Source organism: Microcella putealis, from assembly GCF_004216575.1.
Taxonomy (GTDB): Bacteria; Actinomycetota; Actinomycetes; order Actinomycetales; family Microbacteriaceae; genus Microcella; species Microcella putealis.
This window is the reverse complement of sequence record NZ_SGWW01000004.1, coordinates 76,136-102,917: the sequence shown is the minus strand read 5'-3', so window position 1 is coordinate 102,917 and position 26,782 is coordinate 76,136. Positions and strand designations below refer to the sequence as shown.

Annotated in this window: 24 protein-coding genes and 1 tRNA gene; 19 read left to right on the top strand and 6 right to left on the bottom strand. The window is 68.6% G+C overall.

Annotated elements, in window-relative coordinates; genetic code table 11:
- Positions 1-108: 108 nt before the first annotated feature.
- Positions 109-1,317 carry a pyridoxal phosphate-dependent aminotransferase gene (locus tag EV141_RS10420; RefSeq protein ID WP_130485912.1) on the bottom strand — a complete coding sequence of 403 codons (1,209 nt, stop codon included), beginning with the start codon at positions 1,315-1,317 and terminating at the stop codon, positions 109-111.
- Positions 1,318-1,468: 151 nt separating this feature from the next.
- Between EV141_RS10420 and EV141_RS10415 the strand changes: the two genes are divergently transcribed.
- The 5 genes from EV141_RS10415 to rplA all read left to right on the top strand — a co-directional run bounded on the left by EV141_RS10415 (position 1,469) and on the right by rplA (position 4,137).
- Positions 1,469-1,541: transfer RNA gene (locus EV141_RS10415), tRNA-Trp, on the top strand.
- A 44-nt stretch (positions 1,542-1,585) separates the two neighbouring features.
- Positions 1,586-1,855: a preprotein translocase subunit SecE gene (gene secE, locus EV141_RS10410; protein ID WP_157985545.1), complete on the top strand. Its 270-nt coding sequence runs from the start codon at positions 1,586-1,588 to the stop codon at positions 1,853-1,855.
- A 46-nt stretch (positions 1,856-1,901) separates the two neighbouring features.
- Positions 1,902-2,837 carry a transcription termination/antitermination protein NusG gene (gene nusG / locus EV141_RS10405; RefSeq protein ID WP_130485910.1) on the top strand — a complete coding sequence of 312 codons (936 nt, stop codon included), beginning with the start codon at positions 1,902-1,904 and terminating at the stop codon, positions 2,835-2,837.
- Between the two features lie 102 nt (positions 2,838-2,939).
- Positions 2,940-3,368 carry a 50S ribosomal protein L11 gene (gene rplK, locus EV141_RS10400; protein WP_130485909.1) on the top strand — a complete coding sequence of 143 codons (429 nt, stop codon included), beginning with the start codon at positions 2,940-2,942 and terminating at the stop codon, positions 3,366-3,368.
- A gap of 79 nt (positions 3,369-3,447) precedes the next feature.
- Positions 3,448-4,137 carry a 50S ribosomal protein L1 gene (gene rplA / locus EV141_RS10395; RefSeq protein ID WP_130485908.1) on the top strand — a complete coding sequence of 230 codons (690 nt, stop codon included), beginning with the start codon at positions 3,448-3,450 and terminating at the stop codon, positions 4,135-4,137.
- A 445-nt stretch (positions 4,138-4,582) separates the two neighbouring features.
- Here the strand turns inward: rplA and EV141_RS10390 are convergent, their stop codons facing one another.
- Entirely contained in the window at positions 4,583-5,545 is a 963-nt protein-coding gene (locus EV141_RS10390; RefSeq protein ID WP_311768265.1) for an NADP-dependent oxidoreductase, read from the bottom strand.
- A 228-nt stretch (positions 5,546-5,773) separates the two neighbouring features.
- Here EV141_RS10390 and EV141_RS10385 point away from each other — a divergent pair, with 228 nt between their 5' ends.
- From EV141_RS10385 to EV141_RS10375, 3 genes are read left to right on the top strand one after another with little or no spacing between them, the layout of a single operon-like run.
- Positions 5,774-6,517 carry a response regulator transcription factor gene (locus EV141_RS10385; RefSeq protein WP_130485907.1) on the top strand — a complete coding sequence of 248 codons (744 nt, stop codon included), beginning with the start codon at positions 5,774-5,776 and terminating at the stop codon, positions 6,515-6,517.
- A complete protein-coding gene (locus tag EV141_RS10380; protein ID WP_130485906.1) occupies positions 6,517-7,950 on the top strand; it encodes a sensor histidine kinase in 1,434 nt (477 codons plus the stop codon). Before EV141_RS10385 ends, EV141_RS10380 begins: the two co-directional genes overlap by 1 nt.
- A 10-nt stretch (positions 7,951-7,960) precedes the next feature.
- Complete coding sequence (locus EV141_RS10375) at positions 7,961-8,806, top strand: NAD-dependent epimerase/dehydratase family protein (RefSeq protein WP_130485905.1); 846 nt, start codon at positions 7,961-7,963, stop codon at positions 8,804-8,806.
- Positions 8,807-8,838: 32 nt separating this feature from the next.
- Here the strand turns inward: EV141_RS10375 and EV141_RS10370 are convergent, their stop codons facing one another.
- Positions 8,839-10,275: an NADP-dependent isocitrate dehydrogenase gene (locus EV141_RS10370; RefSeq protein WP_198674366.1), complete on the bottom strand. Its 1,437-nt coding sequence runs from the start codon at positions 10,273-10,275 to the stop codon at positions 8,839-8,841.
- 348 nt (positions 10,276-10,623) lie between these two features.
- On the opposite strand from EV141_RS10370, the gene rplJ reads away from it, so the two are divergent.
- Both rplJ and rplL read left to right on the top strand, forming a co-directional pair.
- Entirely contained in the window at positions 10,624-11,139 is a 516-nt protein-coding gene (rplJ, locus tag EV141_RS10365; protein ID WP_130485903.1) for a 50S ribosomal protein L10, read from the top strand.
- A 51-nt stretch (positions 11,140-11,190) separates the two neighbouring features.
- Positions 11,191-11,580, top strand: a complete 390-nt coding sequence (rplL, locus tag EV141_RS10360) for a 50S ribosomal protein L7/L12 (RefSeq protein WP_130485902.1) — start codon at positions 11,191-11,193, stop codon at positions 11,578-11,580.
- A gap of 128 nt (positions 11,581-11,708) precedes the next feature.
- Here the strand turns inward: rplL and EV141_RS10355 are convergent, their stop codons facing one another.
- Complete coding sequence (locus EV141_RS10355; protein WP_130485901.1) at positions 11,709-12,725, bottom strand: LacI family DNA-binding transcriptional regulator; 1,017 nt, start codon at positions 12,723-12,725, stop codon at positions 11,709-11,711.
- 358 nt (positions 12,726-13,083) lie between these two features.
- On the opposite strand from EV141_RS10355, the gene EV141_RS10350 reads away from it, so the two are divergent.
- From EV141_RS10350 to EV141_RS10335, 4 genes are all read left to right on the top strand, one after another.
- The gene (locus tag EV141_RS10350; protein WP_130485900.1) at positions 13,084-14,454 is read left to right on the top strand and encodes an ABC transporter substrate-binding protein; all 1,371 of its coding nucleotides are present in this window, start codon (positions 13,084-13,086) and stop codon (positions 14,452-14,454) included.
- 122 nt (positions 14,455-14,576) lie between these two features.
- Positions 14,577-15,560 (top strand): carbohydrate ABC transporter permease, encoded by a 984-nt coding sequence (locus tag EV141_RS10345; RefSeq protein WP_130485899.1) that lies wholly within the window; start codon positions 14,577-14,579, stop codon positions 15,558-15,560.
- Positions 15,557-16,513, top strand: coding sequence for a carbohydrate ABC transporter permease (locus tag EV141_RS10340; RefSeq protein WP_130485898.1), 957 nt, complete (start codon positions 15,557-15,559; stop codon positions 16,511-16,513). Before EV141_RS10345 ends, EV141_RS10340 begins: the two co-directional genes overlap by 4 nt.
- A 70-nt stretch (positions 16,514-16,583) precedes the next feature.
- On the top strand, positions 16,584-18,455 hold the full coding sequence (locus EV141_RS10335; protein ID WP_130485897.1) for an ABC transporter ATP-binding protein: 1,872 nt from the start codon (positions 16,584-16,586) through the stop codon (positions 18,453-18,455).
- On the opposite strand, the gene EV141_RS10330 is transcribed toward EV141_RS10335, so the two are convergent.
- Together EV141_RS10330 and EV141_RS10325 are read right to left on the bottom strand one after the other, a co-directional pair.
- Positions 18,452-19,165, bottom strand: a complete 714-nt coding sequence (locus tag EV141_RS10330) for a DUF305 domain-containing protein (RefSeq protein ID WP_130485896.1) — start codon at positions 19,163-19,165, stop codon at positions 18,452-18,454. The two genes, EV141_RS10335 and EV141_RS10330, sit on opposite strands and share 4 nt — an antisense overlap.
- Positions 19,166-19,167: 2 nt before the next feature.
- Positions 19,168-19,848, bottom strand: a complete 681-nt coding sequence (locus tag EV141_RS10325) for a DUF3105 domain-containing protein (protein ID WP_198675538.1) — start codon at positions 19,846-19,848, stop codon at positions 19,168-19,170.
- 163 nt (positions 19,849-20,011) lie between these two features.
- On the opposite strand from EV141_RS10325, the gene EV141_RS10320 reads away from it, so the two are divergent.
- From EV141_RS10320 to EV141_RS10300, 5 genes are all read left to right on the top strand, one after another.
- Positions 20,012-21,400 (top strand): cystathionine beta-synthase, encoded by a 1,389-nt coding sequence (locus EV141_RS10320; protein ID WP_130485895.1) that lies wholly within the window; start codon positions 20,012-20,014, stop codon positions 21,398-21,400.
- Positions 21,401-21,408: 8 nt separating this feature from the next.
- Positions 21,409-22,560: a cystathionine gamma-synthase gene (locus EV141_RS10315; protein ID WP_130485894.1), complete on the top strand. Its 1,152-nt coding sequence runs from the start codon at positions 21,409-21,411 to the stop codon at positions 22,558-22,560.
- 141 nt (positions 22,561-22,701) lie between these two features.
- Positions 22,702-23,739, top strand: coding sequence for a LacI family DNA-binding transcriptional regulator (locus EV141_RS10310; RefSeq protein WP_130485893.1), 1,038 nt, complete (start codon positions 22,702-22,704; stop codon positions 23,737-23,739).
- A 608-nt stretch (positions 23,740-24,347) separates the two neighbouring features.
- Positions 24,348-25,061 carry an L-ribulose-5-phosphate 4-epimerase gene (locus tag EV141_RS10305; RefSeq protein ID WP_130485892.1) on the top strand — a complete coding sequence of 238 codons (714 nt, stop codon included), beginning with the start codon at positions 24,348-24,350 and terminating at the stop codon, positions 25,059-25,061.
- A complete protein-coding gene (locus tag EV141_RS10300) occupies positions 25,058-26,779 on the top strand; it encodes an FGGY-family carbohydrate kinase (RefSeq protein ID WP_130485891.1) in 1,722 nt (573 codons plus the stop codon). The genes EV141_RS10305 and EV141_RS10300 overlap by 4 nt, the downstream gene beginning before the upstream one ends.
- Positions 26,780-26,782: the final 3 nt, after the last annotated feature.

Genomic DNA, 26,782 nt, shown 5'->3' with positions numbered 1-26,782 from the left:
CGACCAGCATCGCCGTCCTCGGGGCCGACCGCCAGCATCCGCCGGTCGAATTCGTCGTCCACCAAATGGTGGACGCGCGCCGACCCGCCAGGCGCCGACGAGTTCGAGCTAGTTCGTGCCGAAGAGACGCTGCAGGCGCTGAATGCCCTCGAGCAATTCGGCGTCACCGAGCGCGTAGCTGAAGCGCAGGTAGCCGCTCGGGCCGAACGCCTCACCGGGCACGGCCGCGACCTCGGCCTTCTCGAGAATGAGGTCGGCAAGCTCGAGCGAGGTCGTCGGGGTGACGCCCTCCCACTCGCGGTTGAGCAGGCCCGACACGTCGGGGTAGACGTAGAACGCGCCGGTCGGGGTCGGGGTGCGCATGCCCGGGATGCGGTTCAGCTCGGCGACGGCGAGCTTCCGTCGCCGGTCGAACGCCTCGCGCATCGTGGCGACCGCGTCCTGCGGGCCGGTGAGCGCCGCGATGGCCGCGCGCTGCGACACGTTCGCGACGTTCGACGACAGGTGAGACTGCAGGTTCGCGGCGGCGGCGATCGCGTCCTGTGGGCCGACCATCCAGCCCACCCGCCAGCCGGTCATCGCGTACGTCTTCGCGACGCCATTGACGAGGATGCACGTGTCGGCGAGCGCGGGAACGGCCTCGACGATCGACACCGCCTTCTCGCCGTCGTAGGTGAGCGCCTGGTAGATCTCGTCGGTGATGACCCAGATGCCGTGCTCGAGGGCCCACTCGCCGATGGCGCGGGTCTGCTCGGGGCTGTACACCGAGCCGGTCGGGTTCGAGGGGCTGACGAACAGCAGCACCTTGGTGCGCGGCGTGCGCGCGGCCTCGAGCTGCTCAACCGTCACGAGGTAGTTCTGCTCGGCGCCCGCGAACACCTCGACGGGCACGCCTCCGGCGAGGCGCACCACCTCGGGGTAGGTGGTCCAGAACGGCGCGGGCAACAGCACCTCGTCGCCGTCGTCGACAAGCGTCTGGAAGGCCTGGTACACCGCCTGCTTGCCGCCGTTCGTGACGATGACCTGGCCGGCGCTGACGGCGAGGCCCGAATCGCGCAGGGTCTTCTCGGCGATGGCCTCGCGCAACTCGGGAAGGCCGGCGGCCGGCGTGTAGCGGTGGTTCTTCACGTCGTGCGCGGCGGCCGCAGCGGCCTCGACGATGTGCTCGGGGGTCGCGAAGTCGGGCTCGCCGGCCGCGTAGCTGATGACCGGACGCCCCTGCGCCTTCAACGCCTTCGCCTTCGCGTCGACCTTCAAGGTCGCTGACTCGCTGATGGCGGCGATGCGGCGGGCGATGCGGGGGTGAGTCTCAGCCATGACCGAAGTCTAGTGAGCGGTCGGTTGGACGCACTCCGATCACTCGCCTACACTGGGGCGCGGTAGTTGAACTCTGCCAAGCTTTGTCGTGCCGTTCGATGCTCAGGTGTTGATCTCGCGGCAGACCACGTTCAGGTTCAACCCCCCGCTAAGGGCGGTGGCTCAATTGGTAGAGCAGCGGTCTCCAAAACCGCAGGTTGCAGGTTCGAGTCCTGTCCGCCCTGCAAAGCACGAATTCTGTGCACACCGAGGAAGGGTGAACCAACACGTGGCCAGGAACGCCGTCGACGAACCCAATGAGGACATCGTCGCCACTGCCAAGAAGGAGCGCGCCGAAAAGCGTGGTCCGTTCGGCCGCCTGGCGCTGTTCATCCGCCAGGTATTCAACGAACTGAGCAAGGTCGTCACCCCGACCCGTCGTGAGCTGATCACGTACACGCTCGTCGTCTTGGTCTTCGTGATCATCATGATGGCGATCGTGTCGGGCCTCGACATCGTGTTCGGTACCCTCGTGGGCTTCGTCTTCGGCTCGCCGTAACGGCCAGCTGACGACCACCGACCCACCGCAGACGGAAAGAGACCTAGTGAGCGAGAAACTGCCGCGCGATATTGACCTCGCGACCGCAGCCGAGCAGTCAAGCGAAGAGGACGAGGCCCAAGAGGGCAACGTGCTCGAGCAGCAGATTCACTCGGCCGACGCGGCCGAGCACAATGCCATGCACGTCGTCGACGAATCCGACGAGCCCGACCTCGACGGCCTGCTCGACGCGCTCGAAAACGCGCCCGACCCCGAGGCTGACGCCGTCGTCGACGACGCCCTCGACATCGACTCGGCCGACGAGGCTGAGGCCGCCGCCGAAGCGACGCACGACGAGTCAGAAGACGACGAGGCTGAGGCCGAGGTCGACCCGTACGAAGAGTTCAAGCTCGAGCTGCGCATGAAGGCCGGCAAGTGGTACGTCGTGCACTCGTACGCGGGCTTCGAGAAGCGCGTGAAGTCGAACATCGAATCGCGCCGCATCTCGATGAACATGGAGGAAAGCATCTACGAGGTGCAGGTCCCCATGGAGGACGTGGTCGAGATCAAGAACGGGCAGCGCAAGCTCGTCAACCGCGTGCGCATCCCCAGCTACGTGCTCGTCCGCATGGACCTGAACGAAGACAGCTGGTCGGTCGTGCGCCACACGCCCGGCGTCACCGGCTTCGTCGGCAACGCCCACAACCCCACGCCGCTGCGCTTCGACGAGGCGTTCCAGATGCTGAAGTCGACCGTGCAGGTTGCCGAAGCCCCGGCCAAGCCGGGTGCGGCGAAGTCGGGCGGCGCTGCTGCCCGCGTGATCCCCGCCGAGGTCGACTTCGAGATCGGCGAGACGATCACCATCAAGGAGGGCTCGTTCGCCGGCCTTCCCGGCACGATCAACGAGATCAAGCCCGAGAGCGGCAAGCTCACCGTGCTTGTCTCGCTGTTCGAGCGCGAGACCCCCGTCGAGCTCTCGTTCGACCAGGTCACCAAGCTCTAACCAGCCCCACGAAACCACCGCGGCGCGCACCGGGCGCGCAGGCGGGAGCGCAGCATCCATCGAATTATTCGGGGGATGCCGCACGACAGTAAGGAAAGAAACATGGCACCGAAGAAGAAGGTCTCGGGTCTCATCAAGTTGCAGATCCAGGCCGGCGCCGCCAACCCCGCCCCGCCCATCGGCCCGGCGCTCGGTCAGCACGGCGTCAACATCATGGAGTTCTGCAAGGCGTACAACGCCGCGACCGAGTCGCAGCGCGGCAACGTCATCCCCGTCGAGATCACCGTGTACGAAGACCGTTCGTTCACGTTCATCCTGAAGACCCCGCCGGCCGCTGAGCTGATCAAGAAGGCCGCGGGCGTCAACAAGGGTTCGTCGACCCCCCACACCGTGAAGGTGGCCAAGATCACCCGCGACCAGGTACGCGCCATTGCCGAGCAGAAGCAGGCCGACCTGAACGCGAACGACATCGACGCCGCCGCGAAGATCATCGCCGGCACCGCCCGCAGCATGGGCATCACCGTCGAGTAATCGGCGCCCCACACACCTTCACTCAGCGGGAGAGCCAGCCAGGCTCGTCAACCGCGAACTCACGTACAGGAGACGCAACATGGCACAGAAGTCGAAGGCCTACCGGGCCGCGGCCGAGAAGATCGAGGCCGGCAAGTACTACACCGCAGCGGAGGCCGTCGCGGTCGCTCGCGAGACGGGTTCGAAGAAGATGGATTCGACCGTCGAGGTCGCGCTGAAGCTCGGCGTCGACCCCCGTAAGGCCGACCAGATGGTGCGCGGCACCGTCAACCTGCCGCACGGCACGGGCAAGACCGCCCGCGTCATCGTGTTCGCCACCGGCCCCGCGGCCGAGGCGGCCATCGCGGCCGGTGCCGACGAGGTCGGTGGCGCCGAGCTCATCGAGAAGGTCGCGGGCGGTTACACCGCCTTCGACTCGGCGGTCTCGACCCCCGAGCTCATGGGCCAGGTCGGTCGTCTCGGTAAGGTGCTCGGCCCCCGCGGCCTCATGCCGAACCCGAAGACCGGCACCGTGACCCCCGACGTCGCGAAGGCTGTCACCGACATCAAGGGCGGAAAGATCGAGTTCCGCGTCGACAAGCACGCCAACGTGCACTTCGTCGTCGGCAAGACCGGCTTCACCGCCGAGCAGCTGACCGAGAACATCACGGCCGCGCTCGACGAGGTCGTTCGCCTGAAGCCGTCGAGCTCGAAGGGCCGCTACATCCAGAAGGGCTCGGTCTCGACCACCTTCGGCCCCGGAATCCCGCTCGACGTCAACTCGATCTAGTTCGACGTTTCGATCACACGCGAAGGCCCCGCTCCGGCGGGGCCTTCGTCGTTTCCGCGGGGTCGTCGTATCAGGATGCGCGGCGCGCGTTCGCGGGGCTGCGTGCGGATGCGCGGCACCGTCGCCACCACGGCCGCTACTGCACGAGTTGCCCCTCGTGGTGTGTTTCGCGCTGATGACCTGACCACAACGGGCAACTCGACTCCGCACGGCGCCGCCACCACGCGCAACCCACCGAGCCCGGTGAGGGCGCCTCAGTTGGCAGCGCCACGGCCGCGCGTGGGACAAGAAACTCGCGAGACGTCAGTTGTGGGGGCTTCCTCCCGAGGAAGGCCCCACAACGGGCAATTGAAGGCCCAACCTGGCGCGCCATCGACCGTCCGACTGTTGCGGCGCTGCCGTCGTTTCCGGATGCGCGGTGCAGGTATCGCGGCGCGGTCGCGCGCTACTCGGCGACGGTCAGCACGAGCTTGCCGCGCACGTGGCCGCGCTCGAGCACGCGGTGCGCCTCTGCTGCCTCGGCCAGCGGGTAGGTGCGCTCGACGTTCACGCGCAGGTCGCCCGCGTCGATGAGTCGTGAGATCACGCCGAGGGTCGACCCCGACGGCGCGACGCGGAAGCCGGTCGCCCGAACGCCTGCGGCCGCGGCCTCCTCCTCCATCGTCGTCCAGCTGCCGGTGGGTGCGTTGACGAGCAGGCCGCCCGGCCGCAGCACGCGCAGTGAGCGTGACCCGGTGTCGTCGTGCACGTTCCCGATGAGGTCGATCACGACATCCACCTCGTCGATCACGTCCTCGAAGCGCTCGGCCCCGTAGTCGATGACGCGGGAGGCGCCGAGCTCGTGCAGCCACCCCACGTTGCGCTGCGAGGCGGTCGCGATGACGCGCGCCCCGAAGTAGGCGGCGAGCTGTACCGCGAAGTGTCCGACGCCTCCGGCGCCCGCGTGAATCAGCATCCGCTGCCCGTCGTGTGCTTTCGCCACCTCGACGACCATGCCCCACGCGGTAAGCGCGGCGAGCGGCACCGCTGCCGCTTCGACGGCGCTCAGGGTCGTCGGCGCGGGGGCGAGAAAGGCCTCGGGCACCGCCGCGTACTCGGCGTAGCTGCCGTCGAAGCGCGGCACCATGGTCATGCCGTAGACGCGCCGACCCGGCTGCAACGGGTGGGCCTGGTAGGGCGATTCGACGACCTCACCGCAGAAGTCGTAGCCGAGAATCGCGGGGTAGTGGCGTATCGCGCCCGACACCCCGCGCCCTGACCGGGTCTTCGCGTCGATCGGGTTCACGCCGGCGGCGAGCACGCGCACCATCACCTCGGCGTTCGCGCGCACGGGTCTGGGGGCATCGATGAGCTGCAACACCTCGGGGCCGCCGATCTCGCTCATGCCGATCGCGCGCATCGTGTCCATCACTGTGCCCCTTCCGCCCGCGCGGCGCCGTCGCCGCTCCACCATTCTGGCGGCGACGTGTTTCCCGCGGGTCACGGCCGCGCGGCCAGTGCGTGAACGCGGAGGCGCGACCGCGACCAAAGCGAGGCGCCTTTCGGGCGCGCACCGCGCATCCGTTCATTGGATGCGTTTAGCTCGTTCATAGAATTGGCACAGACCGCGCATAGCGGGCTCCGCAGAATGGGAAGCATGAACGAGACCGACACCCTGCCCGAAACGCCCCGACTGACGCGCCCCGACGGCTCGCCCGTGCGTGCGCTCGTCGTCGACGACGAGCCCTCGCTCGCCGACCTCGTCTCGATGGCGCTTCGCTACGAGGGCTGGGAGGTCAAGAGTGCGCTCAGCGGCGAGGCGGCGGTCGCGGAGGCCAAGGCGTTCCAGCCCGACATCGTCGTGCTCGACATCATGCTTCCCGACATTGACGGCCTCGAGGTGCTCAAGCGGATGCGCGGCGACGGTCGCGATATTCCGGTGCTGTTCTTGACGGCGAAAGACGCCGTCGACGACCGCGTCGCCGGGCTCACCGCCGGCGGCGACGACTACGTGACCAAGCCCTTCAGCCTCGAGGAGCTCGTCGCGCGCCTGCGCGGGCTGATTCGCCGCGGCGCCAGCGTCGTCAGTGAGCGCGCCGACCCCGAGATTCGGGTCGGCGACCTGGTCCTGAACGAAGAGAGCTACGAGGTGCGCCGCGGCGACACCGAGATCGAGCTCACGGCCACCGAGTTCGAGCTGCTGCGCTACCTCATGCGCAACCCGCGCCGCGTGCTGTCGAAGGCGCAAATTCTCGACCGCGTGTGGAGCTACGACTTCGGCGGCCGTTCGAGCATCGTCGAGATCTACATCTCGTACCTGCGCAAGAAGATCGACACCCTCGGCGAGCCGATGATTCACACCGTCCGCGGCGTCGGCTACCTCATCAAGCCGGTCTCGTAATGCTCGGCCGCTGGTCGCTGCAGCGGCGCCTCATCGCGGGAATCCTGGCGCTGCTGACGCTCGCGACCCTCGGCATCGGCCTCATCAGCACGGTCGCCCTGCGCTCGTCCCTCGTCGCCCAGCTCGACGAAGAGCTGCGCCAGACCGCGGCCCGTGTCGAGTTCGCCGTGGGCAGCCGCCCCGCCGACCCGCGACTCGGTTTCGCGCCGGGCCTGCCCGTGGGCAGCCTCATCGCGTTCGTCGGCGAGAGCGGTCGCGTAAGCGCCGCCTACCTCGATGACGAGGCGCAGGTGCAACGCCTGTCGCAGCTGCAGCTGCGGATGCTCGCCGACACGACCCTCGAGCACCCGCGCACGATTCGCTTCCCGGGCATCGGGGGCGAGTTCCGCGTGCTCGCGACGGAACTCCCCGGCGGCACGACGCTGCTCGTCGGCCTCTCGACACAGGAGGTCGTCGTCACGACAAGCCGCCTCGGCGCCGTCATCACGATCATCCTCGTCGGCACCCTCGCCGTCGCGGCGCTCCTGGGGCGCTCGGTCGTGCGGTTCGCCCTGACGCCGCTTACGCGCATCCGTCAGACGGCGACCGAGATCGCGAGCCTGCCACTCGACCGCGGCGAGGTCGACCTGCGCGGCCGCGTCGCCGCGATCGAGGCCGACGCCGACCCCGAGACCGAGGTCGGCCAGCTCGGCGGAGCCTTCTCGCGCATGATCGAGCACGTGCAGCGCTCGCTCGACGCCCGCGAGGCCAGCGAGCAGAAAGTGCGCCGCTTCGTCGCCGACGCGAGCCACGAGCTGCGCACCCCGCTGGCGGCGATCCGCGGATACTCGGAACTCACCCGCCGCGGCGGCCACGAACTGCCCGACGACGTGCGCCACGCCCTCAGCCGCATCGAGAGCGAGTCGGTGCGCATGTCGGGACTCGTCGACGACCTGCTGTTGCTCGCCCGCCTCGACGAGGGCCGCCAGCTCGCCCGCGAGGCGGTCGATCTCGGCCGCCTCGTCGTCGACATCACGGCGGATGCGCGTGCCGCGTCGCCCGATCACGACTGGGTCGTGCGGGTGCCCGAGTCTCCGGTCGTGGTGCTCGGCGACCAGCCGCGCCTGCACCAGGCGATCGCGAACCTCTTGGCGAACGCCCGCGTGCACACGCCGGCCGGCACGCAGGTGACGGCGGCGCTCGGCGTGCTTGACGGCTTCGCGATCGTGACGGTCACCGACACCGGCCCGGGCATCCCTCCCGAGGTGCAGCCCGTGCTGTTCGAGCGCTTCGCCCGCGCCGACACCTCGCGCTCGCGGGCGACCGGCTCGACGGGCCTCGGTCTCGCGATCACCGCGGCGATCGTGCGCGCCCACGACGGTGCCGTCGATGCCGTCTCGGAGCCGGGCCAGACCGTGTTCCGCGTACGGCTGCCTCTCGCGCCGGACGCCTAGGCTCGAGCGCATGCAGATCATCGTCACCGGTTCTCGCGGCAAGCTCGGAGTCGGCGTTGTCGCGGCGCTCCGCGAGGCCGGCCACCGCGTCATCGAGTTCGACGCGCGCGGCGAGCGCGGCCCCGACAGCGTGCAGATTGACCTCACCGACTACGGCCAGGTTGCCGACGCGATCGCGGGTGTCGAGGAGCGTCACTCCGGCGTCGACGCCGTCGTGCACCTCGCCGCCGTGCCGGCCCCCGGCATCGTGCCGGACACCGCGCTCATCACGCAGAACCTCACGATGACGATCAACGTGTTTCAGGCCGCGCGCCGCGCCGGCATCTCGCGCATCGTTCACGCCTCCAGCGAGACCCTGCTGGGCATCCCGATGGCGATCGACCCGCCGTACGTGCCGCTCGATGAGGCCGCGCCGACGCGCCCGGAGTTCATGTACGCGGTCGGCAAGCACCTCGAGGAGGAACTCGCCCGCAAGCTCGTGCGGTGGGACCCTGCGCTGCGCATCACGGGCCTGCGCTTCAGCAACGTCATGGCCGAAGAGGACTACGCCGAGTTCCCGTCATGGCAGCACGACACGAGCGTCAGACGCTGGAACCTGTTCGGCTACATCGACCGCCGAGATGGCGGGCAAGCCGTGCTGCGCGCGCTCGAGAACGCGGCACCGGGCTATGACACCTTCATCATCGCGGCGGCCGACACCGTGATGGAGCGCCCGTCGGTCGAACTCCTCGACGCCGAATTCCCGACCGTGCCGCGCTCACGCGACATCGTCGGCCGCGAGACGTTGCTCGACATCACGCGTGCCCGCGACGTGCTCGGCTACGCGCCGCAACATTCCTGGCGCGACTATGTGTAGCCCCCAGCGGGCACGCGTGACGTCGAGTCGGCTCAGTCTTCGCCCTGCGCCTTTGTGAACGACGGCTCGCCGTCGAATTCTTGAAGCAGTTCGACGTGCATCCACGTGACGCGTGATTCGACCCGCGCAAGCAGGTCGCGAATGGCCGCTCGATCGAGGTCGCCGTCACCGCGCTGCATGAACCGGCAGCGGTAGTGATCGACCATGTCGATGTTGGTGTTGCCGTCGGGGTACACCTTGGTGCCGCGGTTGGAGATCATCTTCAGGTACACGGCAGCGTCGCTCGTGGCGGCCTCCAGCTCGGGGCCGAGCTCGTGGGGGAGCATGCCCGACTCGATGAAGACGTCGACGCCCACGACGCGGCGCGACGTCGGGGTGACCGTGACGGGGTTCTCGACCGGGCTCGGCAGCGCGAGCGGCCGACCACGGCGAACGGGGTAGCCCTCGGCCGATCGGCCGAAGTTGTCGATGATCGCCGAGGCGAAGTCGGTCGTCGAGACCCCCGAGTCGTAGCCGACGACGTCGCCGGTCAGAGTGCCGGCGCCGACCGTTGCGAACAGGGCGTTCTCGATGGTCTCGGCCTCGTCCACGTGCCCCAGGTGCTTCAGCATCATGACGGAGGACAGAATCACCGCGGTCGGGTTGATCACGTTCTGACCGGCGTACTTCGGCGCCGATCCGTGCACGGCCTCAAAGATCGCGACGCCGGAGCCAAGGTTGGCCGACGGCGCGAAGCCGAGCCCGCCGACGAGGGCGGAGGTGAGGTCGCTCAGGATGTCGCCGTTCATGTTGGTCGTGACGATGACATCGAACTGCTCGGGACGCTTCACCAGCTGGTGAGCGGCGTTGTCGATGATGATGTGACGCGCCTCGATGTCGGGATACTCGGGGGCGATGCGCTCGAAGGTGCGCTTGAGCTCACCCTCGGTGAGCTTCATGATGTTCGACTTGGTCGCGCAGGCGACCGAGTGGCGACCCTCGCTGCGCGCGTACTCGAACGCGGTACGCACGATCTTCTCGGAGCCCTTGCGCGAGATCAGCTTCAGACACTGGGCGACGCCCGGCGTCTGCATGTGCTCGATGCCCGCGTACAGGTCTTCAACGTTCTCGCGCACGACGACGAGATCGATGCCTGAGCCGGAGTACCGGGTCGTCACCCCGGGCAACTCGCGCACGGGGCGAATATTGGCGTAGGTCTCGAACAGCTTGCGCAGGGTCACGTTCGCCGACTTCTCGCCGAAGCCCACGGGCGTGCCCAGCGGGCCCTTCAAGACGGTGCGGGTGCGGGTGATCGAGTCGATCGTCTCCTGGGGCACGCCGCTGGCGATGCCGCGCCGGAAGACGGTTTCTCCCGCTTCCTGCTCGTCCCACTCGATGGGGGCGCCGCTGGCGTCGATGATTCGACGTGCCGCGGCGACGCATTCGGGTCCGACACCATCGCCGGGGATCAGGGTGACCTGCGAGGCCATGAATTCTCCTTTACGGGGGATGAACGACGACAACAGTAGAAACATATTGCATGTATCGCAAATCCTCAATAGGGGGCGGTGACGAGAATTTGGTCGCCGGGGCGTGCATCCCGTACCCTGAACACGCCCAAGACCGCTGGTCATCGGCGTTTCCGCATGCGGATGCACTGATTGAAAGCTCGCAGGCGCTCCCCGGAGCGAGTGTGACGGCCCGCGCAGGTGATTCGAATCCTTCCGCACAAGCGCTCACGCGCGAGTGCATCCCTAAGGCTCCGAGCGCTTGCGCCGGAGCCTTCGCCATTTCTGCGGTGCGGTCGCCGGGCGCAAACCCACGACACAAGGAGCACCATGGCGAACAAGGAAGCATCGGTCGCCGAGCTGAAGGAGACCATCTCCAGCTCGAGCGCCGTTCTGCTCACCGAGTACCGCGGCCTCACGGTGGCGCAGCTGAAGACGCTGCGCAGCACCATCCGTGAGCACGCGTCGTACGCCGTGGTGAAGAACACGCTGACCAAGATCGCCGCCAACGAGGCTGGCATCGACTCGCTCGATGACATGCTCGCTGGCCCCACCGCGATTGCGTTCGTTCACGGCGACCCCGTGACCGTCGCGAAGGCTCTGCGCGACTTCGCCAAGGCCAACCCGGCCCTGGTGGTGAAGGGCGGTTACTTCGACGGTAACCCGCTCACCGCCGCCGAGGTCACCCAGCTGGCCGAGCTCGAGACCCGGGAGGTGCTGCTGGCGAAGTTTGCCGGCGCCGCCAAGGCCTCGCTGTTCGGTGCCGCTTACCTCTTCAACGCGCCGCTGGCGCAGGCCGCCCGTGCGGTCGACGCGCTGCGTCAGAAGCAGGAATCGGCCGGCTAATACCGCCGCCGTCCCACGATCCACACCAACCGAAGTACACAAGGAGAAATCATGGCCAAGCTCACCACTGACGAGCTCATCGAGGCGTTCAAGGAGCTGTCGCTCATCGAGCTCAGCGAGTTCGTGAAGAAGTTCGAAGAGGTCTTCGAGGTCACCGCCGCTGCCCCCGTCGCCGTTGCTGCCGCTCCGGCCGCCGGTGGCGCCGGTGCCGCCGAAGAGGTCGAGGAGAAGGACTCGTTCGACGTCGTTCTCGAGGCCGCTGGCGAGAAGAAGATCCAGGTCATCAAGGAGGTCCGCGCGCTCACGAGCCTCGGCCTCGGCGAGGCCAAGGCTGTCGTCGACGGTGCGCCCAGCACCGTCCTCGAGGGCGCCAACAAGGAGACCGCCGAGAAGGCCAAGGCTCAGCTCGAAGAGGCTGGCGCCACCGTCACGCTCAAGTAGTCGCCTCCCCCGCATCGGGGGATTGCCTGCTGCAACGCCCCGCATCGACTTCGGTCGGCGCGGGGCGTTGTGCCGTTAACGACCGGATGCACGGGGGCGCGTCACCGAGGACGCCGCGGCTTCGCGCGCTACGCGTCGCGGCGCGCGGCCGTCGACTGCCGCACGATGAGCTGGGTCGGCAGCACCACGTGCTCGTCGGGGACGGGCGCGTCGGCGTGCTCGATCTGCTGAATCAGAAACTCGACAGCGCGGTCGCCCTGCGAGCCGGGTCGCTGGGCAAGCGTCGTGAGCCCGAACATCTCGGCCATGGGGTGGTCGTCGATACCGATGATCGACAGGTCTTGGGGGATCGAGATGCCGAGCTGCCGGGCGGCGATCATGATGCCGATGGCGATCTCGTCGCATCCGGCAAAAATGGCGGTCGGCCGGGTGCGGGGGTCGCCAAGCAGCGAGAGCCCCACCTGGTAGCCACCGGGCACCGAGAACTCGGCCTCGCGGAAGTCATCGTCGACGGTGAGGCCCGCCCGCTCGATGGCCTCCTTGAAGCCGTCGTAGCGGCGGCTGTGCACCCGGAAGTCCATCTGCTCGGTCTGGTCGCCGCCGACGTGCATGATGCGCTTGTGGCCGAGGCTAATGAGGTGCTCGGTCGCAAGCCGTGACACTTCGAGGTCGTCGATCGACAGCGACGGAATGCCGGCCACGCGGCCGCCGATGCCGGCGAGCGGCTTGCCGAGCGCCTGCAGCATCTGCACCTCGTGCGGGCTGAGGGCGATCGTGACGGCGATGACGGCGTCGACGCGCTTACGCACAAGGAAGTAGTCGAAGACCCGTCGACGCAGGTCAACGTCGTGGCTGAGTCGGTACAGCGTGAGGTCGTAGCCCGAGCGGATCAGGGCCTTCTCGATGCCCTCGAGCACCTCGGCGAAGTACCAGCGGTTGATGTACGGAATCACGACGCCGACGTTGCGGGTGCGCCCCGTGACGAGGCTCGCGGCAGTCGACGACACGACGTAGCCGAGCTCGGCCGCGGCCGTCTCGACGCGTCGGCGCGTATCGTGCGATACGTAGCCGCGCCCGCTGAGCGCACGCGACGCCGTCGATTTCGACACCCCCGCCATGCGGGCCACGTCGGCCAGGATGCTCATACCTCGTCGGTCCTCCATTGGACGCTCGCAGCGCGCGGGCTTCGTGCGCCGCGCGACGTATGGAACCGGAGTGTAGCCGGATTTCGGATGCTGTGGAACCGGTGCCAGAAAAACCGGCGCGTCGACGCCCGTCGCGCGGAAGCATCCCTCTGGATGCTCGGTGAGCGTTCCACAACGGATCGATAACGGCGCGCTCTACGCCGGTTGCGCGTCCGTAGACGCTGACGTACGGTGTGACCTGGAACCGGTTCCCTACGACGACGTGAAACGGCGTTGCGGGGTCTGGAACCCATCACCTGCACCATCCCACGTGCGGCGCACCCGTCGCCGCCGTCTGACCCCTCAACGAGGAGGAAACATGAGTTCCACCCTCCGACGCCGCGTCCTCGGACCGGCAGCGGCAATCGGTGCCCTCAGCCTGGTTCTTGCCGGCTGTGCCGCCGACACGGAAGAGCCCGGCGCCGGTGGCGCTGGCGGCGACGCCGACTGCGCCGAGTACGAGCAGTACGGCTCGTTTGACGGCGAGACCGTCGAGATCTTCTCGACCATCGCCGAGGTCGAGGCCGACAACCTCGAGCTCAGCTGGGCTGACTTCGCCAGCTGCACCGGCATCACCATCGACTACGTGTCGTCGCAGGAGTTCGAGACGCAGATCAACGTCCGCGCTCAGGCCGGCGACGCGCCCGAGCTCGCGATCATCCCGCAGCCGGGCCTCCTGCAGCGCCTGATCGCTGAGGGCTACGTCGTAGCCGCCCCCGACTCGGTCGAGGCGAACGTCGATGAGTTCTGGAGCGAGTCGTGGAAGAGCTACGGCACGGTTGACGGCGAGTTCTACGCCGCTCCGCTGATGGCGAGCGTCAAGGGCTACGTCTGGTACTCGCCGGCCGACTTCGAAGAAAACGGCTACGAGGTTCCCGCCACGTGGGACGAGATGATGGCCCTCACGGAAGAGATGGCCGCCAACGGCGCCGACAACGCGGCCTACCGCCCCTGGTGTGTCGGCTTCGCATCGGGTGACGCCACCGGCTGGGTCGGCACCGACTGGGTTGAGGACGCGGTTCTCCGCTTCGCCGGCCCCGAGGCCTACGACCAGTGGGTCGCGGGTGACCTGACCTTCGCGAGCCCCGAGATCACCGAGGCCATTGAGCTGGTTGGCGACATCCTGCTCGACCCGGCCTACGTCAACGGTGGCTTCGGTGGAGCCGAGTCGATCGTCAGCACCACCTTCCAGGACGGTGGATTCCCGATCCTCGAGGGCAACTGCTCGATGCACCACCAGGCGTCGTTCTACGAGGCCCAGTGGGGCGAGGACGTGACGGTTGCTCCGGATGGCGACATCTGGGCCTTCCTGACCCCGCCGGCCGCTGAAGGCGACCCGTTCGCCGTCACCGGTGGTGGCGAGTTCGTCGCCGCGTTCAGCGAGGACGAGGCCACGGCTGCGGTGCAGACCTACCTCTCGAGCGACCTGTGGGCGAACAACCGTGTTGCCCTCGGTGGAGTGATTTCGGCCAACCAGGGCCTCGACGCCTCGCTCGCGAGCTCGGAGCTGGCTGTGCAGTCGATCGAGATCCTTCAGGACCCCGACACCATCTTCCGGTTCGACGCTTCCGACCTCATGCCCGCCGCTGTCGGTGCAGGTTCCTTCTGGACCGGCATGACGGACTGGGTGCTCGGTGAGCTCACGACCGACCAGATGACGGCCTTCATCGACGGGACCTTCCCGCGCTGATAACGCCTGACACACCACCTCAGTGACTGACGTGCACTGAAACCCTGGCCCACCGGAACTTCTGTTCCGGTGGGCCAGGTCGTCAGGTAGCGTGATCTCGAAACCAATGGAGGTTTACCCGTATGGCTGATTTCTGGACAGACGCGTTCGAGAAATTCGGTGTCATGGTTGTCGGCCTTGCGGCGTTCGCCGTGATCGTCGGCGTTCTGCTCTTCTTCGCCGACCGGGCGCCGAAAAAGGGCCGCGACTTCTGGCAGCTGCTGGCCTTTGTGGCCCCGGCGATGCTGCTGCTGCTCGTCGGCCTCATCTACCCCGCCATTCGCACCACCTATCTCGCCTTCACCGACCGCTCGGGCAACGAGTTCGTGGGACTGCGCAACTTCGAGTGGATGTTCACTCAGCCCGAAATCATCACGGTTCTGCTGAACACGGTGGTCTGGGTCATCGTCGTTCCGCTCTTGTCGACGATCTTCGGCCTCGCGTACGCCGTGTTCATCGACAAGGCGCACGGCGAGAAGATTCTGAAGTCGCTCGTGTTCTTGCCGATGGCGATCTCGTTCGTCGGCGCGAGCATCATCTGGCGCTTCGTCTACGAGTACCGCGAGCAGGGCTTCGGCGAGCAAATCGGTATCTTGAACCAGATCATCGTCTGGGTCGGCGGCGAGCCGCAGCAGTTCCTGCAGAACTCGCCCTGGAACACGTTCTTCCTGATCGTCGTCATGGTCTGGATCCAGACCGGCTTCGCGATGGTGCTCTTGAGCGCCGCGATCAAGGGCGTGCCCGTTGAGATCGTCGAGGCCGCTCGCCTTGACGGGGCGAACGCGTGGCAGCAGTTCCGCAACGTCACCCTTCCGGGCATCCGCGGCACCCTCGTCGTCGTCATCACGACGATCTCGATCGCCACCCTGAAGGTCTTCGACATCGTGCGTTCGATGACGGCCGGCCAGTTCGGCACGTCGGTCGTCGCGAATGAGATGTACACGCAGGCATTCCGACGGGCCGAAATCGGTCAGGGTTCGGTGCTGGCGCTGACCCTGTTCATCATGGTGCTCCCGATCGTCATCTATAACGTGCGCGTCATGCGTCAGCAGAAGGAGATCCGATGACCGACGCTACGAAGCAGGCAGAAGACAAGCTTGACCGCCCGCTCGGTCAAAAGAACCAGCCGAAGCCCGAGGGCGAGGTGGCGCGCACGTTCCGCAAGTCGAAAGAGAAGCTGACGAGCCCGTGGGCGACGGCGGCGGCGATCATCATTGCGGTGATCTGGACGATTCCGACCTTCGGTCTGTTGGTCTCCTCGTTCCGTACGGCGAGCGAGATTCGCTCGACGGGCTGGTGGACGTGGTTCGTGAACCCCTCGTTCACGTTGCAGAACTACAACGACGTTCTGTTCGGAGCCGGCGCATCCAGCGAAAATCTGGGGTCGTACTTCGTGAACTCGCTCGTCATTGCGATTCCGGCGGCGCTGTTCCCGATCGCGATCGCCACGATGGCGGCGTACGCGTTCGCCTGGATCAAGTTCCGCGGCTCGGGCGCGCTGTTTGTGCTGGTGTTCGCGCTGCAGATCGTTCCGCTGCAGATGGCCCTCGTGCCGCTGCTGCAGATCTTCTCGGGCGTGCTCGGCATCTCCGGAACCTTCCCGGCGGTGTGGATCGCGCACACGATCTTTGGTCTGCCGTTGTGCATCTTCCTGCTGCACAACTTCATTTCCGAGATTCCCGGTGAGGTGATCGAGGCGGCCCGCGTTGATGGTGCCAACCACACGCAGATCTTCTTCCGCATCATCATTCCGCTGTCGCTGCCGGCGCTCGCGTCGATCGGTATCTTCCAGTTCCTCTGGGTCTGGAACGACCTGCTTGTGGCACTCGTCTTCTCGGGCGGTACCGCCGACGTCGCACCACTGACCCAACGCCTGGGGGAGCTGGTCGGTAACTTCGGTCGCTTCCAAGAGCGTCTGCCCGCGGCGGCGTTCATCTCGCTGATCGTGCCCCTGATCGTGTTCTTCAGCCTGCAGCGCTACTTCGTGCGCGGCCTGCTGGCGGGCTCGACGAAGGGCTGATCGCCGAGGGCTGAACTCGGCAGTTCGCGTACTAAGCAGAAACCCCGGCGGCCCCGCCTAGGCTCAGCGCATGAGCATGGGTGGTGGCCCCCGGGGTTTCCGCGTCTCGAGCGGCGACGTCGAGAAGCAGCGCGCCGAGAACGAGGCCGCGCCGCGCATCCCGAACCTGCTGGGGCGCATTGCCGAGCTGTTCCGCCCGCACCGGCTGACGCTCTCCGTCACGATCACACTCGTGCTCGTGAGCGCGGGCCTCAGCGTGGTGCCGCCGCTGCTGACGCAGCGCGCGTTCGACGAGGGGCTGTTTCCGCCCGGCGGCTCACCGAACCTGCCGCTGCTCGCGCAGTTGGTCGGCATCATGGTGCTCTTGTGGATGCTGAGCGCCGGTCTCGGCATCGGCCAGACCTGGTTGACCGCGACGGTCGGTAATAGCGTCATGGCCGAGCTGCGGGTGAAGCTGTTCGCGCACCTGCAGCAGATGGAGCTCGCGTTCTTCACCCGCACGAAGACAGGCGTCATTCAGTCGCGGCTGCAGAACGACGTCGGCGGCGTCGCGAGCGTGCTGTCGAACACGGTCTCGAGCGTCATCGGCAACACGGTGACCGTCATCGCGGCGTTCATCGCCATGCTGCTGCTGTCGTGGCAGCTCACCCTCGTCGCGGTCATCCTGCTGCCCGCGCTTGTGGCCGCGCAGCGCCGCGTCGGCATCGTGCGCGCGAAGATCGCCGGCCGCACGCAAGAGTCGCTGAGCGACATGAGCGCCATCACGCAGGAGGCGCTGAGCGTCTCGGGCATCCTGCTCGCGAAGAGCTTCGACCGGCAGGAGGCCGAGGTCGCCCGCTACCGCGACGAGAACGCGGTGCAGCGCGACCTGCAGGTGAAGCTGCAGATGTCGGGGCAGTGGTTCTTCGCGCTCGTCAACGTCTTTCTGAGCGTGATCCCCGCGATCGTCTACCTGGTCGCCGCGTTCCTCATTCAGGCGGATGTCGCGGTCACCGCCGGCACGATCGTCGCCTTCACGACGGTGCAGGCCCGCCTCACCTTCCCCCTGCTCGGCCTCATGCGGGTCGCCCTCGACCTGCAGACCTCGGCGGCGCTGTTTGCCCGCATCTTCGAATACCTCGACCTGACACCGACGATCACGGAAAAGGACGACGCGGTGGATGCTCCCCACGATTCGGTGGGCAGCATCCGATTCGATGCGGTCACCTTCCGCTACCCCGACGCCGAAGAGGGCGACGGCCCGCCGACCCTCGACGGGGTGTCGTTCGAGGTCGAGCAGGGGCAGTTCGTCGCCTTCGTCGGGCCGTCGGGCGCCGGCAAGACGACGATCTCGTACCTGATTCCGCGGCTGTACGAGGCGACGGAGGGGCGGGTGCTATTTGCCGGCGTCGACGTGCGCGAGCTGCGCCGCGCATCCTTGATTTCTGAGGTCGGGATCGTAAGCCAGGAGACCTACCTGTTTCACGCGTCCATCGCCGAGAACCTGCGCTACGCGAAGCCCGACGCCTCCGACTCCGAGCTCGAGGCGGCCTGCCGGGCGGCGAACATCCACGACACGATCGCGTCATTCCCGGCCGGGTACGACACCGTCGTCGGCGAGCGCGGCTACCGGCTCTCGGGCGGCGAGAAGCAGCGCATCGCGATCGCGCGCGTGCTGCTGAAAGACCCGCCCGTGCTGGTGCTCGACGAGGCGACGAGCGCGCTCGACTCGACCTCGGAGCGCATCGTGCAGCGGGCGCTCGATAACGCCGCGCGCGGGCGCACGACCGTCGCGATCGCGCACCGGCTGTCGACCGTGGTGGGCGCCGACATGATCCACGTGATCGAGCGCGGGCGCATCGTCGAGACCGGCACGCACGCCAAGCTGCTTGCGCAGGGCGGGCTGTACGCGACGCTCGTCGAGCAACAGCGCACCGACGGGGCGCCGCTCGAGACTGCCTAGCTGCTGGCCTCGAGCAGCTCGGTCATGTAGTCGACCTCGCTCTGCTGCGCGCGCACCATGCCGGCCGCCAGGTCGACGACCACGGGATGCTCGCTGCGCTCGATCACGGCCGACGCCATGTCGACGCCCCCCTGGTGGTGGGCGATCATGAGCTCGAGGAAGAGGCGCTCGGCCTCGACGCCCTCGGCATCGCGCAGCTGCTGCAGTTGTTCGGGTGTCGCGAGGCCCGGCATCGGCTCGCCGGGGGTGTGCGTGTGCTCGGCGCTGCCGTCGTGCGACTCGTGGCTGCCGCCGTCGAGGGCGGGGCGGGTCATCCACGTCATGCTTGGCTCGGGCGCGGCGGCCGGCAGGCCCCACAGTTGCAACCACGCCGCCATCTGGCCGATCTGGTTCATCTGCACAGTCGCCATGTCGAGCGCCATGAGGCGAATCTCGTCGCTGTCTGAGCGGTCGCGCACGAGCAGCGCCATCTCGACGGCCTGCGTGTGGTGGGCCTGCATGTCGCGCGAGAAGCCGGCCTCGGCGCTCGTGTTGGACGGAATCGGGCCGCCTGCGCTCGGCGTCGTGATGCGGCCGAGCAGCACGCCGGCCACGAGCGCGACGAGCACCAGCACGGCGCCGCCGAGCAGCAGGCGCACGCGCGCCGAGCGCTCGGGTGCGGCGGCCGCCGCGGGGCCGGCCGTGCTGGTGGTCGTCGCGCTGTCGGTCATCGTTAGCTCAGGCGGCCGGGGCCGTCGAGGGCGTTCGAGCAGAGGGCGTTCGGCTCGGGCGCGGTGGGCGACAGCCAGTACTTGTCGATGAACTGCTGCAGGCGCTCGTCGCTGGCGTCGTCGACCGCGAGGCGGGCACCCCAGGCGCTGATGGCCACGGGGGTGTCGAGGCCCGAGATGGGCGACACGATGGCGTGCGTCGTCGGGGCGAGGTCGCGCAGGGCGTCGATGGTCTCTTGTTCGACCTGCTCGGGGTCGTAGGCGAGCCACACGGCGCCGTGCTCGAGCGCGTGCACGGCGTACTCGGTCGGCTGCTCTTCCTCGTAGATGCCGCAGTTCAGCCACGAAGGGTTGTGCGGGCCGCCGGCGGGGGGCATCACGTCGTACGACACGGGGTCTTGAGTGTGGGTCGCGTCGAGGCCCGGGTACAGCTCTTCGCCCTCAATCTCGATGGCGGCGCGCTCGGCGGCGGTCAGCGGCACCTGCGCCGGCGGCCGGGTCGCGTTCGTCACGACGACCGTGATGACAATGCCGAGCACCGCGACGATGGCGGTCACCGACAGCACGATGCCGAGCACGCGGCCGCGCTTTTCCTTCTTCTGCTTGGCCTTGAGGGCCGCCACCTTCTCGGCGCGGCGCTTCTCGCGCTGCTGCTTGACGGTGAGGTTCTCGTCGTTCGTCACGGACGTCTCCAACGGGGCTGTGGCGGGCGGAAAGCCCGATTCGGGATGCTCGGGGTGCGTCGCGCGCACGCCTCACGGCACGCACGTCTTCCCATTCTCTCACCCGACGTTGGCGGACGCTGGGACGGGGGCGAGCATCCGCCCCGCCGGTAGGCTCAGGGGCATGAAGTACGCCTCCGCGATCACCGATCTGATCGGCAATACCCCGCTCGTGAAGCTGAATCGGGTGACCGAGGGCATCAGCGCGACGGTGCTGGCGAAGGTCGAGTACCTGAACCCCGGCGGCTCGTCGAAAGACCGCATCGCGACCCGCATCATCGACGCGGCCGAGCGCGACGGGCTCTTGAAGCCCGGCGGCACGATCGTCGAGCCGACGAGCGGCAACACGGGCGTCGGCCTCGCACTCGTCGCCCAGCAGCGCGGCTACAAATGCGTGTTCGTGCTGCCCGACAAGGTCGGCGAAGACAAGCGCAACGTGCTCACCGCGTACGGCGCCGAGATCGTCGTCACCCCGACGGCGGTCGCGCCGGAGGACCCCGAGTCGTACTACTCGGTGAGCGACCGGCTGGCACGCGAGATTCCGGGCGCGTTCAAGCCGAACCAGTACGCGAACCCGAACGGCCCGCTCAGCCACTACGAGACCACCGGTCCCGAGATCTGGCGCGACACCGAGGGCCTCGTCACCCACTTCGTGACGGGTGTCGGCACGGGCGGCACCATCACCGGCACGGGCCGCTACCTGCGCGAGATCAGCGCCGACCGCGAGGGCGGCCGCGTGCAGATCGTCGGCGTCGACCCGGTCGGCAGCGTCTACTCGGGCGGCACTGGGCGGCCGTATCTGGTCGAGGGTGTCGGCGAAGACTTCTGGCCGGGCGCCTACGACCCGGCGGTCACCGACCGTATCGTCGCCGTCAGCGACCAAGACTCGTTCGACATGACCGTGCGGCTGGCCCGCGAAGAGGGGCTGCTCGTCGGCGGCTCGTGCGGCATGGCCGCCGTCGGAGCCCTCGAAGTCGCCCGTGAGCTCGGGCCCGACGACGTGGTGGTCGTGTTGCTGCCCGACGGCGGGCGCGGCTACCTCGGGAAGATCTTCAACGAGCGATGGATGCGCGCCCACGGCTTCGCGGCGCCCACCGGCTCGCCGACGGTGCGGCATCTGCTGGGCGAGCCGCTGCGCGAGCTCGCGCACGTGCGCCGCGAGCACACGGTCGCTGATGCGGTCGCGGCCCTCGAGGCGCACGGCGGCGCGGTGTCGCTGCCGGTGCTCACGGGCGAGCTGCCGCCCGTGCTCGGCGAGGTCGCCGGCTCGGTGTCGACCGCCGGTCTCTTGCGTGCGCTCGCCTCGGGCGACGTCACTCCGAGCGACCCGGTCACCGCGGCCATGAGCCCGGTGATGCCCGTCATCGGTGCCGGCGAAAGCCTCGACTCGGCACGCGAGCGCTTCGCTGAGCGCGGCGCAGGAGGACTTCCGGCCGACACCCTGCTCGTGCTCGACGGGGGCAACCCGATCGGGCTCATCACCCGCAGCGACCTGCTGCACGCGCTCGCCTAAGGACACTGATGACCCACCACGGCTTCTCGACTCGCGCCATTCACGCCGGGCAGGCACCGGATGAGACGACGGGCGCGGTGATCCCTCCCGTGCACTTCTCGACGACGTATGCCCAGGACGGCATCGGCGGTTTGCGCAACGGCTACGAGTATGGGCGCGGCACGAACCCGACCCGCGATGCTCTACAAGAGCAGCTCGCCGCGCTCGAGGGCGGGGCGCACGCGTTCAGCTTCGCCTCGGGCCTCGCCGCCGAAGACGCGCTGTTGCGCGCGGTGCTGAAGCCCGGCGACCACGTGCTCATGGGCGACGACGTCTACGGCGGTACCCACCGCCTCGTGCGCCGCATCTTCGGCGAGTGGGGCATCGGGCTGACGACGATTAACCTAGGCGACCTCGACGGCGTGCGCACGATGATCGGGCAGCTGGCGCCGAAGGTGCTGTGGCTCGAGACCCCGTCGAACCCGATGATGAAGATCACCGACGTGACAGCGCTCGCCGAGGTCGCCCACGCGGCCGGTGTGCTCGTCGTCGTCGACAACACCTTCGCCACCCCCTACCTTCAGACGCCGCTCGCGCTCGGCGCCGACGTCGTCGTGCACTCGACCACCAAGTACCTGGGCGGGCACTCCGACGTGGTGGGCGGGGCGCTCGTGCTGAACGACGACGAGCTCGCGTCGAAGGTCGGCTTCCAGCAGTTTGCGGCCGGCGCCGTCTCGGGCCCCATGGATGCGTGGCTCACCTCACGAGGAATCAAGACCCTCGCGGTGCGCATCGACCGCCACTGCGCCAACGCGCAGGCCGTCGCCGAGGCGATGGTCGGCCACACGGGTGTGGCCCGCGTGCTGTACCCGGGGCTCGCCGACCACCCCGGCCACGCCCTCGCCGCCCGCCAGATGCGGGGCTTCGGCGGCATGGTGTCGCTCGACCTCGCCGGGGGAGAGGCGGCCGCGCGGGCGTTCGCGGAGGGCCTGCAGCTCTTCACGCTCGCCGAATCGCTCGGCGGCGTCGAGTCGCTCGTCAACTACCCGAGCGAGATGACGCACGCCTCGGTGCGGGGCACGGCGCTCGAGGTTCCGGCCTCGATCGTGCGCCTATCGGTCGGCATTGAGGACGCGGCCGACCTCGTCGCCGACGTCGAGCAGGCGCTCGCACGGCTGTAGCGCGAGCCCACCCTGGCCGTGCGCGGGGGCCCCGCGCAGGTGCGGTGCGTCGCCCGCCTTCGCCGCCCGGAAACCTGAGGGGTGCATAATGACGAAACGTGCGTGTGAACGTACACATGCATCCCGCCCGAACGGACACCGATGAGCAACGACGCCCCGACGACCGAACCGGAGCGCACGCGCGCGCCGAACATTCGGGACGTCGCGCGGGTCGCCGGAGTCTCGTATCAGACCGTCTCGCGCGTACTGAACGACAGCCCAAGCATCCGCCCCGAGACGCTGGCGCGGGTGCGCGCCGCGATCGATGAGCTGGGATACCGCCCCAACCAGGCGGCGCGCGCACTCGTCACGAGCCGCTCGCGCACCATCGGGGTGCTCGCCTCACAGACGGTGCATTACGGGCCGGCGACGAGCATCCAGGCCATTGAGGTAGCGGCCCGCGAAGCGGGATACCGCCTGTCGATCACCAACATCAGTTCGGGCGACTACGCGTCGATCAAGTCGGGGCTCGACTACCTGATGTCGCAGTCGGTCGAGGCGCTCGTCGTGATCGCGCCGCAGGTGCGCGTGTTCGAGGCCATTGCCGACCTGCAGGTCGCCGTGCCGTACATCACGCTCGAATCGACCGGGCAGAACACGCAGCACTCGCTGTGGGTCGACCAGGTCACGGGTGCGCGGATGGCGACCCGGCACCTCATCGACCTCGGGCACGAAGAGATCATGCACATCTCGGGCCCGCAGGACTGGATCGAGGCCGAGGCGCGCATGCAGGGTTTCTTGCGCGAGCTCGATGACGCCGAACTGCGCACGCGGGCGCCGATCCTGGGCGACTGGACGGCGTCGTTCGGCTACTACGCCGGGCTCGAGCTCTTGCGCTACCGCGACTTCACGGCCGTGTTCTGCGGCAACGACCAGATGGCTCTCGGCTTCATGCACGCCTGCCGCGAGGCGGGGCTCGACGTGCCGGGAGACATCTCGGTGGTGGGCTTCGACGACATTCCCGAGGCGGCACACTTCGCCCCTCCGCTGACGACCGTGCGGCAGAACTTCGCCGAGATCGGTCGGCGCTCGATTGAGCTGCTGCTCGGCGAGTTGCAGGGCGAGCGCGACCTCAGCCACGAACCGGTGCGGCCCGAGCTGGTGGTTCGGCGCTCGACGGGCCCGCGCTCCGGGCGCTGAAGGCGCGGCGCTCGACCGGGCCGCGCGCCGGGCGCTGAGGGCGCGGCGCTCACCCGGCTGACTCTGCCCGCACAGAGCCTCCCGCACAGAGCCGCCCGACTAGAGCCTCCCGCCTGACCGCCTGACCGCCCGACCGCCTGACCGCCCGCCCGTCGTGAGGTGCGGGTTCTGGACGCAAGCAAGAGGGTGCGGCACCCGCACGGTCGCAGGCGCCTGGCATTGCTCGACGTGCGTACGACCACGTGCGAGTGACGCCTCGACCGTCGAATGTCGCGCCGCGTCCGTCGTGGCCGTGCGAAAAAGACAATCGCGGGCGATTGCGCGCACGGTGTTGACGCTTCTGCACGTTACTGGGTGCGGCGTACCGGCGGCGTTGCCGGTACGGGGCATTTTCGGCGCGGCGCTTCTCGGATCGAGTCAGGATGCGCGGCTCGCGCTGTCCGATCGCGCGCGCGTTATCGAAGTGTGATCGTTTCGCCGCACCCGCGGCTTGACAGATGTGACCGTTTCGCTTGTAGAGTGCACTCACGCCGTGTGAACGATCACATCACGTGTCACACGAGCACCGCACGACCCGACACACGCACCCCCCCAGACGATGGAGTCACATGAGCACCGCACCCTTGAGCCCCGAGGTTCAGGTCGCTGTCGCCCGCGTGCGTGACGAGGTTGCCGCCCTGCACGCCGAACTCGTGCGCTACGGCCTGGTTGTCTGGACGGGCGGCAACGTCTCGGGCCGCGTTCCCGGCGCCGACCTCTTCGTGATCAAGCCCTCGGGTGTCATGTACGACGACCTCGACCCGGCCAACATGATCCTCTGCACGCTCGACGGTGAGGTCGTGCCGAACACCCCCGGCAGCGACCGCAGCCCGTCGAGCGACACCGCCGCGCACGCGTACGTCTACCGCAACATGCCCGAGGTGGGCGGCGTCGTGCACACCCACTCGACCTACGCGACCGCCTGGGCGGCCCGCGGTGAGGCGATCCCGTGCGTCATCACGGCGATGGCCGACGAGTTCGGCGGCGAGATTCCGGTCGGCCCGTTCGCGATCATCGGCGACGACTCGATCGGCCGCGGCATCGTCGAGACCCTGAGCGGCCATCGCTCGCGCGCCGTGCTCATGCAAAACCACGGGCCATTCACCATCGGCAAGGACGCCCGCGACGCCGTCAAGGCCGCCGTCATGCTCGAGGATGTCGCCCGCACGATCCACATCGCGCGACAGCTCGGCGAGCCCCTGCTGATCGCTCCCGAGGCCATTGACTCGCTCTTCGACCGCTACCAGAACGTGTACGGCCAGCCCGCGGGGGAGGCGCGATGACGGCCGCGCAGACCGCCGCCCAGGGCGCTCGCAGCGCCGCCGAGGCCATCGCCACCGGCCGGGTCGCCCTCGGCATCGAGCTCGGATCGACCCGCATCAAGGCGTGCCTCGTCGACGCCGACGCCCCCGCGACCGTGCTCGCCACCGGCAGCCACGAGTGGGAGAACCAGCTCGTCGACGGCCTCTGGAGCTACTCGCTCGAGGCCGTGCACACCGGCCTCGCCGACGCCTACGCCCAGCTCGTCGCCGACGCGACGGCCCGCCACGGCGCCGCCCCCACGACCCTCGCCTCGGCCGGCGTCTCGGCGATGATGCACGGCTACCTCGCGTTCGACGCCGAGGGCGCGTTGCTTACGAACTTCCGCACCTGGCGCAACACGAACACCGGCCCTGCGGCCGCCGAGTTGTCTGAGCTGTTCGCCACGAACATCCCGCTGCGCTGGTCGATCGCCCACCTGCACCAGGCCGTCATCGACTCTGAGCCCCACGTCGGCCAGCTCGCGCACCTGACGACCCTCGCCGGCTACGTGCACGAGCAGCTGACGGGCGAGCGGATGCTCGGCGTCGGCGACGCGTCGGGCATGTTCCCGATCGCGAACGACGCGCACGGCCGACCCGCGTACGACCCCGAGCTCGTGGCCCGCTACGACGCCCTGCTCGCCGAGCGGTACCCGACCGCGCGCGCCGCGATCGCGACGAGCGTCGCGGAGCTGCTGCCGAGCATCCGCGTGGCCGGCGAGGAGGCGGGCCGCCTGACGGCCGCCGGCGCCGCCCTGCTTGACCCCACGGGCACCCTGCAGCCGGGAGGCATCTTCTGCCCCGCCGAGGGAGATGCCGGAACCGGCATGGTCGCCACGAACGCCGTCGCTCCGCACACCGGCAACGTGAGCGTCGGCACGAGCATCTTCGCGATGGTCGTGCTCGATCAGCCGCTCGCGACGCAGCACGCCGAGCTTGACCTCGTCACCACGCCCGCGGGCGACCCCGTCGCGATGGTGCACTGCAACAACGGCACGAGCGAACTCAACCAGTGGGTCGGCACCTACCGCCGCTTCGCCGAGCTCGCTGGCACCCCGATCGACCCCGACGACGCCTACGCCCTGCTGTTCGCCGAGGCCCTCGAGGGCGCCGCCGACGCCGACGGCGTGCTCGCCTACAACCAGCTCTCGGGCGAACCGGTCGCGCAGCTCGCCGCCGGACGCCCCGCCATCGTGCGCACCCCCGACAGCGAGCTGAGCCTCGCGAACGTCATGCGGGCGCAGGTCTACGGTGTCTTCGCGACGCTCGCGATCGGGATGCGCGCCCTCCATAGCGAGGACGTCGCCATTGACGCGCTCTATGCGCACGGCGGCATGTTCCGCACGCCGGGCGTCGCCCAGCGCTTCCTCGCCGCCGCGCTTGACGCCCCGGTCGGCGTCGCCGCGAGCGCCGCCGAGGGCGGAGCGTGGGGCATCGCGGTGCTCGCCGCCTTCACGGCGCAGCGCTCGGCGGCTGTTGCCAGCGCCGACGCGACCGGCTCGGCGACCGCCCCCGCGGTCGGCGGCGCGACCACCGCCACCACCACCGACCTCGGCGCCTACCTCGACGCCACGGTCTTCGCCGGGGCCGACGCCCACGTGATCTCGCCCGCCGCCGACGACGTCGCCGGCTTCACCGCCTACCTCGACCGCTACACCCCGGGCCTCGCCATCGAGCGCACGGCCGCCGAGGTGATCTGACCC

What these genes read in the sequence shown, in the direction of transcription:
- EV141_RS10420 (WP_130485912.1), bottom strand. Translation starts at nt 1,317, where the DNA reads ATGGCTGAGACTCACCCCCGCATCGCCCGCCGCATCGCCGCCATCAGC.
- rplK (WP_130485909.1), top strand. Translation starts at nt 2,940, where the DNA reads ATGGCACCGAAGAAGAAGGTCTCGGGTCTCATCAAGTTGCAGATCCAG.
- rplA (WP_130485908.1), top strand. Translation starts at nt 3,448, where the DNA reads ATGGCACAGAAGTCGAAGGCCTACCGGGCCGCGGCCGAGAAGATCGAG.
- EV141_RS10390 (WP_311768265.1), bottom strand. Translation starts at nt 5,545, where the DNA reads ATGGACACGATGCGCGCGATCGGCATGAGCGAGATCGGCGGCCCCGAG.
- EV141_RS10385 (WP_130485907.1), top strand. Translation starts at nt 5,774, where the DNA reads ATGAACGAGACCGACACCCTGCCCGAAACGCCCCGACTGACGCGCCCC.
- EV141_RS10380 (WP_130485906.1), top strand. Translation starts at nt 6,517, where the DNA reads ATGCTCGGCCGCTGGTCGCTGCAGCGGCGCCTCATCGCGGGAATCCTG.
- EV141_RS10375 (WP_130485905.1), top strand. Translation starts at nt 7,961, where the DNA reads ATGCAGATCATCGTCACCGGTTCTCGCGGCAAGCTCGGAGTCGGCGTT.
- EV141_RS10370 (WP_198674366.1), bottom strand. Translation starts at nt 10,275, where the DNA reads ATGGCCTCGCAGGTCACCCTGATCCCCGGCGATGGTGTCGGACCCGAA.
- rplJ (WP_130485903.1), top strand. Translation starts at nt 10,624, where the DNA reads ATGGCGAACAAGGAAGCATCGGTCGCCGAGCTGAAGGAGACCATCTCC.
- rplL (WP_130485902.1), top strand. Translation starts at nt 11,191, where the DNA reads ATGGCCAAGCTCACCACTGACGAGCTCATCGAGGCGTTCAAGGAGCTG.
- EV141_RS10355 (WP_130485901.1), bottom strand. Translation starts at nt 12,725, where the DNA reads ATGAGCATCCTGGCCGACGTGGCCCGCATGGCGGGGGTGTCGAAATCG.
- EV141_RS10350 (WP_130485900.1), top strand. Translation starts at nt 13,084, where the DNA reads ATGAGTTCCACCCTCCGACGCCGCGTCCTCGGACCGGCAGCGGCAATC.
- EV141_RS10345 (WP_130485899.1), top strand. Translation starts at nt 14,577, where the DNA reads ATGGCTGATTTCTGGACAGACGCGTTCGAGAAATTCGGTGTCATGGTT.
- EV141_RS10340 (WP_130485898.1), top strand. Translation starts at nt 15,557, where the DNA reads ATGACCGACGCTACGAAGCAGGCAGAAGACAAGCTTGACCGCCCGCTC.
- EV141_RS10335 (WP_130485897.1), top strand. Translation starts at nt 16,584, where the DNA reads ATGAGCATGGGTGGTGGCCCCCGGGGTTTCCGCGTCTCGAGCGGCGAC.
- EV141_RS10330 (WP_130485896.1), bottom strand. Translation starts at nt 19,165, where the DNA reads ATGACCGACAGCGCGACGACCACCAGCACGGCCGGCCCCGCGGCGGCC.
- EV141_RS10320 (WP_130485895.1), top strand. Translation starts at nt 20,012, where the DNA reads ATGAAGTACGCCTCCGCGATCACCGATCTGATCGGCAATACCCCGCTC.
- EV141_RS10315 (WP_130485894.1), top strand. Translation starts at nt 21,409, where the DNA reads ATGACCCACCACGGCTTCTCGACTCGCGCCATTCACGCCGGGCAGGCA.
- EV141_RS10310 (WP_130485893.1), top strand. Translation starts at nt 22,702, where the DNA reads ATGAGCAACGACGCCCCGACGACCGAACCGGAGCGCACGCGCGCGCCG.
- EV141_RS10305 (WP_130485892.1), top strand. Translation starts at nt 24,348, where the DNA reads ATGAGCACCGCACCCTTGAGCCCCGAGGTTCAGGTCGCTGTCGCCCGC.
- EV141_RS10300 (WP_130485891.1), top strand. Translation starts at nt 25,058, where the DNA reads ATGACGGCCGCGCAGACCGCCGCCCAGGGCGCTCGCAGCGCCGCCGAG.